Here is a 14117-nt window from a genome sequence, read left to right as displayed (position 1 = left end):
GGATTGAGTCGTTAGGGACGACTGCTCGCGGGCAGGCCTGTGGCCACGATCGGGAACAGTAGTTGGTAGATTGTGTCAGCAAAGATAAACAAGACGACCGTCGCCACGGCCGTGATGCACAGCGGAACGACGCACATCCATGGCGCTTCTTTGATGGTCTGAGCCTCCGGGGGACTGTCGTCGTTTCCCGATTTGGCCGGTAGTTTGCCCGGCAAGAACGCCCGAATCGGAATCGGCATCAAGTAGAAAATGTTTAACAACGAGCTGATCATCAGCGCCGCGATCAGCCAATATTGATGTGTTTCGGCCGCCCCCACGGCGAGAAACCATTTGCTCCAAGCGCCACCGCCGGGCGGCAAACCGATGATGCTGATCGTGGCCAGCAAGAAAGCTCCAAAGGTGAAAGGCATCGCTCGGCCCAGGCCATCCAGCTCGCTGACATATTTTTTATTGGTCGCGACGTAGATTGCCCCGGCGGCGAAGAACAGCGTGATCTTACCAAAGGCGTGCATAACAATATGCATACCACCTCCGAGGATGCTGTTGGGCGTGGCCAAGGCGGCTCCCAGCGTGATGTAGGCCAATTGGCTGATCGTCGAGTATGCCAACCTGGCTTTGAGATTATCTTTTGTGATTGCCACCAGCGAAGCGATCACAATGGACGCGCCAGCCAAGTAACTCAACCAGATGCTGATCCCGGTTGTCTGCAAGAGATCGATACCGAAGATATACACCGCCACCTTCAGCAAAGAAAAAACTCCGACTTTAACCACCGCCACAGCGTGCAGCAGGGCGCTGACCGGAGTCGGAGCGACCATCGCGGCTGGCAACCAACGATGAAAGGGCATGAGTGCGGCTTTGCCAATGCCAAAAGCAAACAAGCCCAACAAAATAGTTAATTGGCCATTGCTGGTTCGGCCCGCAGCCAACGGCTCGCTAAGAATTCCACCCAAGCGAAAGTCGAGCGTTCCGGCAATGAACCAAGTGCCGGCGATTGCCAACATAAAGAAGGCGATCGAGGTAAATAGGAGAATTCCCAAATAGACCCGTCCGCCATTGCGAGCTTCGGCCGTGCCGTGATGGGTGACCAGCGGGTAGGTGCTGATTGTCATCACTTCGTAAGCGATAAACAGGGTAAACAAGTTTGCCGAGAAAGCGGCGGCCAAAGCGGCAAATATCGCCGCGGCAAAACAAGCGAAGAAGCGAGTTTGATGATGCTCGTGGTGTCCCCGCATATAGCCGACCGCGTAGACGGTCGTCAAAATCCACAAACTGGCAGCCACTAGGGCAAACATCATCCCCAGCGGTTCCACCTGAAAAGTCAGTGAAAAGCCGGGCAACAAATCCCCCAAATCCCATGTGGGGCGTTCTCCAGCAAACACAAAGCTTGACAACCTCCACACCGCCAGCAAGGTCAGCAGCCCAATCACTAGGCTTGAGGCGTCACGCGCGTTGGGTGCTTTCCCAAGCAAAAACACCAAGCCGACACCCAGCAGCGGTAAAGCCAGCGCAATCCAGATTAGATTTTCCGGAGATGTCATCAAAAGGCTCCACTCAAGATTGCCACGGCAGCTTGCCGTGCCAGCCCGGCTGAATAAGTCGTCATGAATCCAAAAGCAAAGACACCCCCGATCACCAAGTAAGTGGGGATCAACATCGCTAAGGGTGCTTCGGTCGGGCGTGGTTTTTCGGGATCAGGTGTGGCGAAATATAAGATCTCAACAACTCGCCACACATAGACTACGGCCAGCAAGGAACTGAGCAACATTAGCACGGCCACTCCCCACCTGCCCGTCTCCATCGAAGCGGTCAGCAGTAGCCATTTGCTAATAAATCCTGCGGTCAGCGGCACGCCGATCAACCCCAATCCACCGAGCACCCAAGCCATCGATGTCCAAGGCATCGTGCGGCCGGCCCCCTTCCACTCGCTGAGATGGGTTGAGCCGATTCGCAGCGCAAAGCAGCCAACCACCATAAATAGCCCACCTTTAATCAAGGCGTGGTTAAACATGTGTACGATTCCACCAGTCATCCCATCCTCGTTCACCATGCTGATACCCAACAACATGTATCCGATCTGGGCAACGCTGGAAAAAGCCAATAATCGTTTGACATTTTCTTGAAAAATAGCCGCCAAGGAGGCTGAGAAAATGCCAATCATGGCAAACACCAGCAGCATGTTTTGCAGCGGCAACTGCTGGAAGGCGAAATCGGGAGTAAAGATGCCGTAAATCAAGCGAATGAAGGCGTATACCGAAACTTTGGTGGCGGTGGCGGCAATGAAGCAAGTCACCACGGTGGGGGCGTAGGTGTAGGCGTTGGGAAGCCACGTGTGCAGCGGAAACACGGCCATTTTGATAAACAGCCCGATCGTGAGAAAAGCAAACGATACCAACACGGTCCGCGGCCCGCCGACCACGTCCACTCGCGAGGCAATGTCGGCCATATTCAAAGTGCCGGTCATCTGATAGAGCAGGCCGATGCCGATCAAAATGAAGGTGGCACCAATGGTCCCTAATATCAAATACTGAACCGCGGCCAGCGGTGCGCGGCGGGTCCCGCCCAAGCTGATCAAGGCATAGGAGGAAAGGGATGAAATCTCCAAAAACACGAACAAATTAAAAATGTCACCGGTGGCGCACATCCCCAGTAGACCGGTTAAGCACAGTAAATAGGTCGCGTAGAAAAGATAGCGTTGCTGTAGCGGAATCTCGTGCTTGACGCTGCGTGGAGCATAAGCCAGCACGATCGCCGCCGCTCCCGTGACGAACATGATCACAAAGGAGCTTAGCGAATCAATGACATACTCAATTCCATAAGGGGGTGCCCAGCCACCAATCTCATAGTGTAACGGGCCACTGTCGTGGACCATGATCACCATCTGGATAGACATGGCAAAACAGGCCCAGGCGACCAACAAAGCGACGACGTAGGTCACTTGGTCATGCCGCAGGAGCACGCAACAGGCAGCAGCGATCATCGGCACTACGATAATCAGGACCGGTAAGTGTTCTAGCATTACGAGTTCCGATCCAATTCCAAAATCTCATCTTCTTCAATTGAGCCGTAGTCTTCGCGAATACGCACAATCAGAGCCAACGCTAATGCCGTCGTGGCGATCCCGACGACAATTGCCGTCAACATCAACACGCTCGGCAGGGGATTCGAGAACGTGATCTCGCCACTGGCCATCGCCCGCTGCAGCTTGCTATCGCCGTGAGCTACAGCATGCTCATGTGCCTCATCCCCATCCTGCTCCAGCCCACCGGCGGGTGATTTGTCTGCAATATGATCTGAGGCATGATCGGCTGCGTGCTCATCGACTGGTCCATGGGCGGCGTGCCCGGCGACCAGACTGGGAGGAATGATCGGCGCGGTGGCGCCGTTCACTTTACCCATCGATATGTAGAGCAAAAACACGGACGTTTGGAAGATGTTCAGCCCAATGATTGACTTTACCAAATTGCGACTGGAGATCACAATATAGAAGCCAGTCATCATCAGGAAGACGACAATCCAATAATTGTAGAGTCCAAGAAATTGGCTGACACTCATAGTAGCCGTTTCCTGCCAGCAAAAGTATAGAATATCATCGTCATCACGGCCGTCACGGTCAGCCCCACACCGATCTCCACGAGAAAGATGCCCAGGTGCTGACCGGTGGGCAGAATCGTGGGGTAGAAATGATGTTCCAGGTAATCGTAGTCAAGGAAATTTCCACCTAACAACATGGTTGCCACACCCGTTCCGGCATAGAGCAGGACGCCGAGCGCCATAAAGACCTCGACAGCCCGCGGCGGAAAGACTTTGCGAGTTTCCTGCAAGCCAAACACGAGACCATACAGAATAAAGGCGGACGCCAAAATGACGCCTGCCTGAAAGCCGCCACCTGGTCCATAGTCGCCATGAAACTGCACATACAATCCAAACAACAAGATGTAAGGAATGAGCAGTTTGGAAATGATGCGAATAATAGGGAATGCTTTCATGGCCCTGACTCGCTAAGGCGTGAATGGTTCGTGGCTTTGGTCTCGCCGACGGCGCGGAGAATTAACAACACGGCGATCCCGGCGGTCAATACGACGGTCGTTTCACCCAGCGTGTCGTAGCCTCGATAGCTGGCCAAAACCGATGTCACTACGTTTGGCAATCCGTGCATATCGTCCATCGATTTTTCCACAAAGCCCGGATCGGGATATAAGTGGATCGGGTCGTCGGGACTGCCGATCGGAGGCATATCGAGCGTGCCGTAAATCAGCGCTGCTCCTGTCACGCTGACGACCAGCAATGGCAGGATCGGAAATCGTGGCAACGGTTTTTGTTCTTTACCGGTGAGGGCCAGGGTGCTGAGCATCAACACGGTGGCGATGCCAGCACCGACAGCCGCTTCGGTAAAGGAGACGTCGGGAGCGTCGAGCAGCAGCATCCAGCTGGCTGACAGAAAGCTATAGATGCCGGTGAACATCACCGCCGCCCATAGATCGCGCAGCCTGGCCACGGCGATCGCCGTGGTGGCCAACAGCGCCAAGACAATTAAATCAATTCCGATCATGTCGGCTTGCCTCCAGGTGGATCGACAGATTGGCCCGAGACAGATTGGCCCGAGACAGATTGGCCCGAGACAGATTGCTGTGCAGGCCCGGCGGAGCTGGCGGGTGCATCTGCGGAGGTGGAAGTGGCCAGCGACTTGAACGGGGTGTCTAATTGTGGCAGCAAACCGTGGCTCATCGCCGAGCGTGCCAGGGCGTGCCCCGAACTGGGACTGGTCACGGCGAGGAAAAACAAAATCGCCACTAGTTTAAAGCCCACCGGAAAGGAGTCAGCCTGGAACAACAGACCGACGATCAGCAATCCAGCGCCGAGCGTATCGGTGATGCCGCCGCCGTGCATTCGCGAATAGAAATCTGGAAGTCGCAAAATGCCCAGCCCGCCGATCAGGGAGAATACCGCTCCGCTGACTAGGCAGCCCCAACTGGCAATGAAACAGATCCATTCGATCAACTGAGGAATCTCCATTAGCCACCCACCTCATCGCCGAAGGTGCCGTGCTCGGTGAATCGCAGCAGCGCCACCATGCCGATGAAATTCATCAGCGTGTAGAGCAGGGCTAAGTCCAGGAAGTCGGTGCGACCGGTCATGAAACTGACGACGGCGATAAACAACACCGTCTTGGTGCCAAACATATTGATTGCCAACACGCGATCAAACACGGACGGCCCAAGCATCGCGCGAATTAGCGCCAACAACATCGTGACCAAAATTGCCAGTGCTGGGATGGTATATAAACCGAGGCTCATGCTTTGCCTCCCGTTTTCGGTTCCATCTCCCGAATTCGCCTGCCCATCTCTCCCTCGAGCGCTTCCTCGTCCTCGGGCAGGCAGAGGGCGTGCACGAGCACGGTGTCCGCTTCGAGTTTGACCGTCACGGTGCCGGGAGTCAGGGTGGTCGAGTTGGCGAACAACACTCTACCCAGTTCCGTTTTGGCGGAAATGGGTACCTCCACCAAACGCCGCTGGAGCCCCATGTTCCGCGACAGCACGATCTTGGAAACTCGCAAGTTGCTGACGATCACTTCCTTGGTCAACCAAGGTCCGTAGCTGGTGAAGGGTTTCATGCCAAAGCGAATCGGCACCCCCTCTTCGTCGAGTATTTTCATTCGCCCGGCAACGAGCGTGCAGAACAGACAGCTAAGCAAGCCCAATCCGAGCAGAAAAAGATTGTCGAAATGCCCTGACCATAGCAGCCAGTTGATCGCCAAAGCGACGAATAACGGAAAGGCGTATTTCACACTCTGGATCCCTGCCAAGTGGAACGAAAAAATTGCACTTCAATCTTAGCGTTGAACGTTTTTTTTCTGCAGCCCGCACATGGCGGCCATCTTGCTATTTCCGCCATTTTCACCAAGGATAATGAGTGGCCCACAGCCTATTTTGTGGGGCACACCTCAACTTGCCGGGGTGCCCTTATTGTCAGGCGCGAGGGCAAGCCAAACTCAACCTTCGGAGACAGCGGTGAAGACATTACTGGCGATTGACGGCTCGGACTGTGCATATCAAGCGGCTGAATTCCTCTGCCGACTGCCTCATCATGAGGCCCTCGACATTGAGGTATTGACCACGATTAACACGCCCGACGTAAGCTCCAGCACATCTACTAGGGCTTGGTTACCGGAATTCATGGAGCAACTCAATAGCACTGCGGACGCGGCTTACACAAAAGTAGTCAATTGCTTTGAGGGTTCGACCGCCACGCTGCACCAACACAAGGCCAGCGGCCACGCCGGACAGGCGATTGTGAATCGCGCCGAAGCGATCGGTGCCGAGCTGATCGTGCTCGGCGCAAAGGGCCATTCCTCCGTGGCCCGCATCCTCTTGGGGAGTGTCAGCGACTACGTCGGGCGACACGCCAACTGCGGCGTGTTGACGGTCAGGCCGGCGGCTGCGAATGCCCCCCCAGCTGAACGCCTGCGAGTCACGATCGCCTACGACGGCTCCGTGCCGTCCAAGCAGGCTCTGGAAAAATTCTTGCAATTCGGCTGGCGCAAAACGGTCGACGTGCAAGTGCTCGGCGTGGTCACGTTATTCCCCTTGTTTCCGGGCGAAGGCGAGGAATTGCTCAACGAACAAGTCAAACAGGACTGGCAAGATGCGCAGCAAAACGTCGACGAAATCGTGCAGCAATTGCAGGCGGCGAACATCAACGCCAGCGGGAAAGTGGTCAAGGCAGATCACGTCGGCGAGGCGATCGTGCTGGAATCGAAAGCCAACGGCAGCGAATTGATTGTGCTCGGCAACACCGGCCGCAGCTTGCTGCCCCGTTTGCTGCTCGGCAGCGTCTCAGCCTACGTGCAACGTCACGCCCATCAATCGGTGTGGATCGCCCGCTGAGCAGGTATCCGCAGCAAATAAATAAAAAATTTACGCGGCGCGCCCCGAATCGACTCCTTTTTCGGCTAGGTAAGTGTGCAAAGCAATATACCTGATCATGATCCTCCCCAAAAAAAGAGTCGACGCGGCAATGAGAGTCGAAACCCAAGCACGTGCTCCCCGCGGGAAATGCACAGAATCCCTTCAGCTTCGCCACCCGGCACAACGCGTTGCGGTGCTGGTGGCGTTCGCCTCCGCCTTCGCCTTGGCCTTCGTCTGCTCGACTGCAACGGCTGAGAATCCCTCCAAAACTGAGTCCCTCAGCGAAGCGGAACTCAATTTGGCGACTTATGACGCAGTGGGGCAAATTGTCCTCGATACGCATTGGGATCCGACACTGGGAGGGATTGACTGGCAAGCTTTTCGCGACGAGCTCCGCCCCAGCTTGGAGGCGGCTGCCGATCGGGATGTGATTCGCCAGGCTGCCACGAAGTTGCTGAGCAAATTGGATCAATCTCACTTCGGTCTGATTCCGGCGGAATTCTATGAAAAAAATGGCGATGAGGCCTCCGAGTCCGGCTGGACGGGAATTGAATTTCGCCTCTTGGCCGGTGCGCCGATCATCACGGCGGTGGAGCCAAATTCGCCAGCCAGTTTAGCGGGTCTGTCCCCCGGCGGCGAGATTGTTGCGATTGGTGAGCAGTCGATCGAAGAGGTGACAGACCTTTCGGCCGCGGGCGAAATTCCCGCCGACGTGATCGAGCAAGCGGTCTACGAAAAGATCGCCAGCAAACTCAGCGGAGAGCTAGGCGAAACGGTTAAATTAACGTTAAAAGCAGTTGACGGTGGGGAGAAAACTGTCGAAATGACAGCCGTGGCGGTGCCGGGGAAGGTCACCCAGTTTGGTAACTTGCCGCCCATGACGGTCCAATTGGAGACGAAGATGCTGGACGATGCGGTCGGCTATATTCGTTTTAACTTGTTTATGGACCCTGCCAGGCTGCTTAAGCAGATCGGCGAATTCGTCTCCAACAACCATGACGCCAAAGGCATGATCATTGATTTGCGAGGCAACCTCGGTGGCTTGGGGGCCATGGCGATGGGCTTGGCCGGCTGGTTTGCGATTGAGGAGCAGCAGAGTTTGGGACAAATGCAGACCCGCCAAGGCAACTTGAACTTTGTCTATTTTCGTCGTCCCAAAAGCTTTCGCGGACCACTGGCGATCCTCGTTGACGAGCGTTCGATGTCGACCGCCGAAATCTTTCCCGGGGGTTTGCAAGCTCATGGTCGCTGCCGAATTTTTGGTCGTCCAACCCCCGGCATGGCACTCCCTTCGATCGTCGAAATTTTGCCCAATGGCGATCGTTTTCTGCATGCCTTTGCCAATTTTGTGCTCCCCGAAGGCGAAGCCTTAGAAGGTGTCGGCGTGACTCCCGATGAACTGGTGGTGCTCGATCGCCAGCAGTTATCGGCGGGGATCGATCAAGATGTGCAAGCAGCCAAGCGGTGGTTGTTGCAGGCAGCGGATGCTGAGTAATTTTTTCCTTAAAATGCGAGAGCGAACTTTTCATGAAGACCTATTTACAGAAAACGATGCTTGGCTTGTTGTTGGCTGTTCCCGCAGCGCTTGTTGTTGCCGTGCCCCAAGCTGGCATCGCCCAAGATCAGGCTGCTGGTCAGCCCACCGGGGAAGCGGTCATGGATGGCTATGTCAAAGCCATTGGTGGCAAGGATTTGCTGAAGGAACGAACCAGTCGTCGCATTAAAGCGACTTTCAGTATGCCGGCCGCCGGGGTGGCTGCGGGAATGACGATCACCCAAAAAGCACCCGCTTTCTATCGCATGGAAATGGAGATTCCCGGGCTGGGCACCATGACCCGCATCTGCGACGGCAAGCAGGTCTATGACAATAACGCCGTGACCGGAGAACGCATCCTCAGTGGAGGCGAGAAAGAAGCAGCCATGTTGGAAGCGCAGTTCAATTCCGATTTGAATTGGCGAGACTCGTTTAAGTCTGTCAAGCTCGTCGGTAACGAAAAAATTGATGGCCGCGACTGCTGGAAAGTCAGCTTGACAACCCAGGGTGGCGCCGAGCAAATTCGCTATTTCGACGTGAAAACCAATTTGTTGGTCCAAACTGAGATGACGGTCGATACTCCGCAAGGAAAAATTCCCACCGTGACGCGGATTCCCGGCTACAAAGAGATTGATGGCATCAAGTATCCCAAGTCGAGTGAAATTTCGATGTTGGGCCAAAAGCAGGTGATCACAATTGATAGCGTCGAGCACGACTTGGAGCCCGCAGCGGCAACTTTTGAGATTCCCAAAGCGGGCAATTGATCGCGACGTTGGCAATTGACCTCGCCGCCGGCAAACCCCGCTTGACGAAAGCGGCCACCAGGCGACATTCTTAACAGTGAGTGCGACGCCATTTGTGTCGGCGTCGCCGCTGTTGCCTCTTCAGGAAGGATGTCGTTGTCATGTCGGATGTGACCATTGAATTGCCCGACGGTGCTTTACAAACTCACCCCGCCACAACGACCGCCATGGATGTGGCCAGCGGGATTAGTGAGGGGTTGGCCAGAAACGTGGTGGCCGCCGAGGTCGCCGGAAAAATCATCGACGCCAATTTACCTTTGGGCGAATTGGCCTCGGGTACTCAGCCGCTGCCCCTCAAGTTGCTGACTTCCCGCGATCGCAGCGCGCTCGACGTCCTCCGCCACTCCGCGGCCCATGTCATGGCGAGGGCCGTGATGCGACTCTATAAAGGAGTCTCGCTCGCTTTTGGTCCCACCACCTCCGGCGGGTTCTATTACGACTTCGACATTCCGGAGCGAATCGGCGAGGATGATTTTGCCGCGATCGAAGCCGAAATGGCCAAGATCATCAAGGAAAAAGAGCCTTTTGAGCGGTTTTCTTTGCCTCGCGAAGAAGCCGTCCAATTATGCGAGGAGATGGCTCAGGATCTGAAGGTCGAACACCTCAGCACCGGTTTGGCCGACCAAGAATCGGTCAGCTTTTACCGTCAGGGCGAGTTCGTCGACCTCTGCCGTGGTCCGCATATTCCCCACGCCGGCTTTATCAAAGCGATCAAAGTGCTGAGCACGGCCGGTGCTTATTGGAAAGGGGATGCCTCGGGCCGCCAGCTGCAACGACTCTACGGGACCGCTTTCTTCGACAAGAAAGAGCTGAAAGCCTATCTCGAGCAACTGGAAGAAGCCCGCCGCCGCGACCATCGCGTGCTGGGGAAAAAACATGGGCTCTTCTCGATCACTCCCGAAGTCGGACCGGGACTCTGCCTGTGGCTGCCCAAGGGGGCCCGCGTCCGCGTGATGCTGGAGGATTTTTTGCGGGGCGAGCTGCTGCGCCGGGGATATGATCCGGTGTACAGTCCCCACATCGGTCGCGTCGAAATGTACGAAACCAGCGGCCACTTTCCTTATTACCGTGACAGCCAATTCGCACCGTTGTACGGCAGCGACGCGGGTGGTTTGCTGGATGCCTGGAGCCGACGGTTGGAGGCGGGCAATTTGGATCGCGACGGCGAAGACAAGTTGATGGCGGCTGCCGAGGTGTTGGGAGTCGAGTTGCCTGACTATAAGCCGTCTGCTTCCGCCGAGGATCGTCGCGAAGTGTTGCATCGTTGGCAGACCGTGCACGAGCGGTACTTGCTGAAACCGATGAACTGCCCGCACCACTGCCAAATTTTTGCCGCCCAGCCACGATCCTATCGCCAGTTGCCGCTGCGTTTATTCGAGTTCGGCACGGTTTACCGGCATGAGCAGACTGGCGAACTGAACGGCATGCTGCGGGTCCGCGGTTTGACGCAAGATGACGCGCATATTTTCTGCACCGCGGAGCAGGTGGAAGCCGAGTTCCGCGCCACCATCGAATTAACCAAATTCGTGTTGGAGTCGGTCGGTTTTGCCGACTACCGCGTGCAACTTTCGCTCCGCGATCGCAACAGCGATAAATACGTTGGCAGCCCCGAGAACTGGGATCGCGCCGAGGGCGCGCTGCGGGGCGTGTTGGAAGATTCCGGGCTGGAGTTCAACGAACAACCGGGCGAAGCCGCGTTCTACGGTCCCAAGGCCGACTTTATGGTCCGCGACTGCATCGGTCGTTCCTGGCAGCTGGGAACCGTGCAGCTGGACTACAACCTGCCCGATCGTTTTAAGCTGGAATACACCGGAGCGGACAACCGCGGTCACCGACCGGTGATGATTCACCGCGCGCCGTTCGGCTCGCTGGAACGCTTTACCGGCATGCTGATCGAACACTTTGCGGGCGCTTTTCCACTCTGGTTGGCACCCGAGCAGATTCGTGTGCTGCCGCTGTCGGAAAAAACTACCGACTATGCCCTGGCTGTCGCCAATCAATTGGAAGAGGCCGGATTGCGAGTCTCCACCGACCTGCGGAACAGCAAGGTGCAAGCCAAAATCCGAGATGCCCAGCTGGAGTTGGTACCTTACATGGCCGTCGTCGGTCCCAAAGAGGCTGAAGCTGGACACGTCGCCCTCCGCGACCGGATCGATGGTGACCTCGGCAGCCTGCCGACCGCCGCGGCCATCGCCCGCCTGACGGCAGAAATCCGCGAACGTAAAGTGCGACAAGTGGTGAAGAGCCAGTTCACACAAATTGACGACTCCGACGCAGAACTATTCGAAGGTTGATCTCCCCCGATGCTCGATCGTAAGTACATTGCCGCGAATCCACAGCTGGTTCAAGAAAACTGCCAACGCCGCGGCGTCACGGTGGCGATCGATCAATTGCTGGAGTTGGAAAACCAACGGCTCGAAGCGTTGCGGCAAGCTCAAGAGTTGAATCGCCTGGCGAATGAAACGAGCAAAGGCATCAGCAAAGCGGCATCGGCCGATGATCGTCAAGCGATGATTGAAAAAGGGCGGCAACTGCGGGCCGACAAAGACGCCGCCCAACAACTGCATGATCGCCTCGACGACGAAATCACCGCGATTCAGAAATTGATTCCCAACATGACGCACCCCGCCGCGCCTATCGGTGGCGAGGAGGACGCGGTCGAATTGGGCTTGGGAAAAACGCCTCAGCCGAGCTTTGATTTCCCGGTGCTCGACCACCTGGAGCTGGGCGAAAAATGGGACTGGATCGATTTCGAGGCGGGAGCCCGAGTCGCCGGAGCTGGTTTTTACTTCCTGAAGAAAGATGTTGTCCGGCTCGACCTGGCACTGCAGCAGTTTGCCGTCAGTTTTCTAGCCGATCGGGGCTTTACCCCGGTCAGCACGCCCGATTTGGCGCTGACCAGCGTGCTGCACGGTACCGGCTTTTCCCCACGTGGTCCCGAAACGCAAATCTACAGCATTGAAAACACCGAACTGAACCTGATCGCCACCGCCGAGATCACCCTCGGCGGCATGTTGGCAGGTCAGACGCTCGACGCCAGCGAATTGCCGCTGAAAATGTGCGGGCTGAGTCACTGTTTTCGCACCGAAGCGGGAGCGGCTGGTCGCGCTTCGCGAGGACTTTATCGCGTCCACCAATTCAGCAAAGTCGAGATGTTCGCCTTCACGCATCCCGAGCACAGTGAAAGCATGCACGAAGAGATGCGCAGCCTCGAATGTGAACTGTTCGATGCTTTGGAGATTCCTTATCGCGTGATCGATACGGCGACCGGCGATTTGGGCGGACCGGCTTATCGCAAGTATGACTTGGAAGCTTGGATGCCGGGCCGCGGCGAAGCGGGCGAGTGGGGCGAAGTCACCAGCACTAGTAATTGCACCGATTATCAATCGCGCCGCCTTAACGTGCGTTTTAAAACCACCGGGCAAAAAGGTACCGAGCTGGTGCATACCCTCAATGGCACCGCCATCGCCACCAGCCGCGCGATCATCGCCGTGCTGGAAAATAACCAACAGGCGGATGGGACGGTGCGAGTCCCCCAAGTCTTGCAACCATGGGTCGGCCGAACTGTCATCGGCGGGTAACACGTTTTGAATCACTCACAATCCCCCTGGAAATCGGCCTGGGGTTTGCGGCACGCTATCGACTTTCTTAATCATGGTGCCTTCGGCGCGTGCCCGCTCGAGGTGCTGGCCAAACAGCAGCAACTTCGGGCGCGGATGGAAAGCCAACCGCTGGCTTTTCTGCAGCGCGAGCTGGAAACGTTGCTCGATCAATCGCGAGCCGCTTTGGCCGAGCTGATCGGCGCTTCGACCGCCGGCTTGGTGTTCGTCAATAACGCCACCGCCGGCGTCAACACGGTCCTTCGCAGCTGGCAGTTCCAGCCCGGTGAAAGCTTGCTCGTCACCGATCACGGCTACAACGCTTGCCGCAACGCCGTCGAATTTGTCGCCGCTCGCTGGCAAGCCCAAGTGCGGGTTGCTGAAATCCCCTGCCCGCTATTGGATGGGCCTCCCGGTAGCGGATCGGCCGCTGACAAAATTGTCGCGGCCATCGAACAGAGCCTCGATCCAACGGTGCGAATGGCGCTGATTGACCACGTGACCAGCCCGACGGGAATAGTTTTTCCGATCGCACGGATTGTGGAATTGCTGCACCAACGGGGAATCGTCGTCATCGTGGACGGCGCGCACGCGCCCGGCATGCTACCCTTAAATGTGGAGCAAATTGGTGCCGATTTTTACACTGGAAACTGCCACAAATGGCTGTGCGCCCCCAAAGGTGCCGGTTTTCTGCACGTTGCCCCGCAGTGGCGAGAACGGTTAAGACCAACGGTTATCAGTCACGGAGCCAACTCGCGGCGGACCGATCGCAGTCGTTTGCATTTGGAGTTCGACTGGACCGGCACCGGCGATCCGACACCCTGGATTTGCGTCGCCGACGCGATCGATTTCCTCCAGCGAATGCCCGGTGGGATCCTCCAAGTGATGCAACAAAATCGACAGCTAACCCTGCAAGCTCGCAGCCACTTGCTGGAACATTGCCAACTGCAGGCAACCGTGGAGGACGAACGGTGTATAGGTTCGATTGCCAGTTTAATCTTGCCTGAAATGCCCCCTTCGGAATGTCCAACAACAGAACAAAAGGCAACTGGGCATCAGGCAACTGGACTCAGCATCGAACAGCGACTCGGGCTTGATCCCCTGCAAATTAAGTTATGGCGTGAGGATGCCATCGAAGTACCAGTCTTCAATTGGCCATCACCCAAGCTGCGAATTTTGCGGATCGCGGCGCAACAATACAACGACCTAAATCAATATCGCTTCCTGGCGAGCGCATTGCAAAAGCATTTGGCTTGAGCAATCTTCCCGACTC

General features: G+C 56.3%; 14 protein-coding genes and 1 pseudogene. 6 read left to right on the top strand and 9 right to left on the bottom strand.

Annotation, left to right across the window (positions count from 1 at the left end; all coding sequences use genetic code 11):
- Positions 1-11 precede the first annotated feature (11 nt).
- The 9 genes and pseudogenes from SH139x_RS22660 to SH139x_RS22620 all read right to left on the bottom strand — a co-directional run bounded on the left by SH139x_RS22660 (position 12) and on the right by SH139x_RS22620 (position 5788).
- A complete protein-coding gene (locus SH139x_RS22660) occupies positions 12-1541 on the bottom strand; it encodes a proton-conducting transporter transmembrane domain-containing protein (protein WP_488352043.1) in 1530 nt (509 codons plus the stop codon).
- Positions 1541-3019 carry a monovalent cation/H+ antiporter subunit D family protein gene (locus SH139x_RS22655; protein ID WP_488352042.1) on the bottom strand — a complete coding sequence of 493 codons (1479 nt, stop codon included), beginning with the start codon at positions 3017-3019 and terminating at the stop codon, positions 1541-1543. Before SH139x_RS22655 ends, SH139x_RS22660 begins: the two co-directional genes overlap by 1 nt.
- Positions 3019-3555: a sodium:proton antiporter gene (locus SH139x_RS22650; RefSeq protein ID WP_488352041.1), complete on the bottom strand. Its 537-nt coding sequence runs from the start codon at positions 3553-3555 to the stop codon at positions 3019-3021. Before SH139x_RS22650 ends, SH139x_RS22655 begins: the two co-directional genes overlap by 1 nt.
- On the bottom strand, positions 3552-3989 hold the full coding sequence (locus SH139x_RS22645) for a Na(+)/H(+) antiporter subunit B (protein ID WP_488352040.1): 438 nt from the start codon (positions 3987-3989) through the stop codon (positions 3552-3554). The genes SH139x_RS22650 and SH139x_RS22645 overlap by 4 nt, the downstream gene beginning before the upstream one ends.
- Positions 3986-4552, bottom strand: a complete 567-nt coding sequence (locus SH139x_RS22640; protein ID WP_488352039.1) for a DUF4040 domain-containing protein — start codon at positions 4550-4552, stop codon at positions 3986-3988. The genes SH139x_RS22645 and SH139x_RS22640 overlap by 4 nt, the downstream gene beginning before the upstream one ends.
- Positions 4539-4661 carry a pentapeptide repeat-containing protein gene (locus SH139x_RS22635; protein ID WP_488352038.1) on the bottom strand — a complete coding sequence of 41 codons (123 nt, stop codon included), beginning with the start codon at positions 4659-4661 and terminating at the stop codon, positions 4539-4541. Before SH139x_RS22635 ends, SH139x_RS22640 begins: the two co-directional genes overlap by 14 nt.
- A gap of 37 nt (positions 4662-4698) precedes the next feature.
- Positions 4699-5016: pseudogene (mnhG, locus tag SH139x_RS22630) on the bottom strand (monovalent cation/H(+) antiporter subunit G); the annotation flags it as partial.
- Entirely contained in the window at positions 5016-5297 is a 282-nt protein-coding gene (locus tag SH139x_RS22625) for an MrpF/PhaF family protein (RefSeq protein WP_488352037.1), read from the bottom strand. The gene SH139x_RS22625 and the pseudogene mnhG, both read right to left, overlap by 1 nt.
- A complete protein-coding gene (locus SH139x_RS22620; RefSeq protein WP_488352036.1) occupies positions 5294-5788 on the bottom strand; it encodes a Na+/H+ antiporter subunit E in 495 nt (164 codons plus the stop codon). Before SH139x_RS22620 ends, SH139x_RS22625 begins: the two co-directional genes overlap by 4 nt.
- Before the next feature lie 223 nt (positions 5789-6011).
- Between SH139x_RS22620 and SH139x_RS22615 the strand changes: the two genes are divergently transcribed.
- The 6 genes from SH139x_RS22615 to SH139x_RS22590 all read left to right on the top strand — a co-directional run bounded on the left by SH139x_RS22615 (position 6012) and on the right by SH139x_RS22590 (position 14101).
- Entirely contained in the window at positions 6012-6887 is an 876-nt protein-coding gene (locus tag SH139x_RS22615) for a universal stress protein (RefSeq protein ID WP_488352035.1), read from the top strand.
- A gap of 130 nt (positions 6888-7017) precedes the next feature.
- Entirely contained in the window at positions 7018-8403 is a 1386-nt protein-coding gene (locus SH139x_RS22610) for a S41 family peptidase (RefSeq protein WP_488352034.1), read from the top strand.
- A 32-nt stretch (positions 8404-8435) separates the two neighbouring features.
- Entirely contained in the window at positions 8436-9206 is a 771-nt protein-coding gene (locus SH139x_RS22605; protein WP_488352033.1) for a LolA-like protein, read from the top strand.
- A 140-nt stretch (positions 9207-9346) separates the two neighbouring features.
- Positions 9347-11539: a threonine--tRNA ligase gene (gene thrS / locus SH139x_RS22600; protein ID WP_488352032.1), complete on the top strand. Its 2193-nt coding sequence runs from the start codon at positions 9347-9349 to the stop codon at positions 11537-11539.
- Between the two features lie 9 nt (positions 11540-11548).
- Positions 11549-12826 carry a serine--tRNA ligase gene (gene serS / locus SH139x_RS22595; RefSeq protein ID WP_488352031.1) on the top strand — a complete coding sequence of 426 codons (1278 nt, stop codon included), beginning with the start codon at positions 11549-11551 and terminating at the stop codon, positions 12824-12826.
- 6 nt (positions 12827-12832) lie between these two features.
- Complete coding sequence (locus SH139x_RS22590; protein ID WP_488352030.1) at positions 12833-14101, top strand: aminotransferase class V-fold PLP-dependent enzyme; 1269 nt, start codon at positions 12833-12835, stop codon at positions 14099-14101.
- Positions 14102-14117: the final 16 nt, after the last annotated feature.

Source organism: Kothea flammea, assembly GCF_052161645.1.
GTDB lineage: Bacteria > Planctomycetota > Planctomycetia > Pirellulales > Pirellulaceae > Laterigemmans.
This window is presented reverse-complemented; position numbering and strand designations above follow the sequence as displayed.

Coding starts and splice junctions, on each gene's coding strand:
- SH139x_RS22660 (WP_488352043.1), bottom strand. CDS start 1,541: ATGACATCTCCGGAAAATCTAATCTGGATTGCGCTGGCTTTACCGCTG.
- SH139x_RS22655 (WP_488352042.1), bottom strand. CDS start 3,019: ATGCTAGAACACTTACCGGTCCTGATTATCGTAGTGCCGATGATCGCT.
- SH139x_RS22650 (WP_488352041.1), bottom strand. CDS start 3,555: ATGAGTGTCAGCCAATTTCTTGGACTCTACAATTATTGGATTGTCGTC.
- SH139x_RS22645 (WP_488352040.1), bottom strand. CDS start 3,989: ATGAAAGCATTCCCTATTATTCGCATCATTTCCAAACTGCTCATTCCT.
- SH139x_RS22640 (WP_488352039.1), bottom strand. CDS start 4,552: ATGATCGGAATTGATTTAATTGTCTTGGCGCTGTTGGCCACCACGGCG.
- SH139x_RS22635 (WP_488352038.1), bottom strand. CDS start 4,661: ATGCACCCGCCAGCTCCGCCGGGCCTGCACAGCAATCTGTCTCGGGCC.
- SH139x_RS22625 (WP_488352037.1), bottom strand. CDS start 5,297: ATGAGCCTCGGTTTATATACCATCCCAGCACTGGCAATTTTGGTCACG.
- SH139x_RS22610 (WP_488352034.1), top strand. CDS start 7,018: ATGAGAGTCGAAACCCAAGCACGTGCTCCCCGCGGGAAATGCACAGAA.
- SH139x_RS22605 (WP_488352033.1), top strand. CDS start 8,436: ATGAAGACCTATTTACAGAAAACGATGCTTGGCTTGTTGTTGGCTGTT.
- thrS (WP_488352032.1), top strand. CDS start 9,347: ATGTCGGATGTGACCATTGAATTGCCCGACGGTGCTTTACAAACTCAC.
- serS (WP_488352031.1), top strand. CDS start 11,549: ATGCTCGATCGTAAGTACATTGCCGCGAATCCACAGCTGGTTCAAGAA.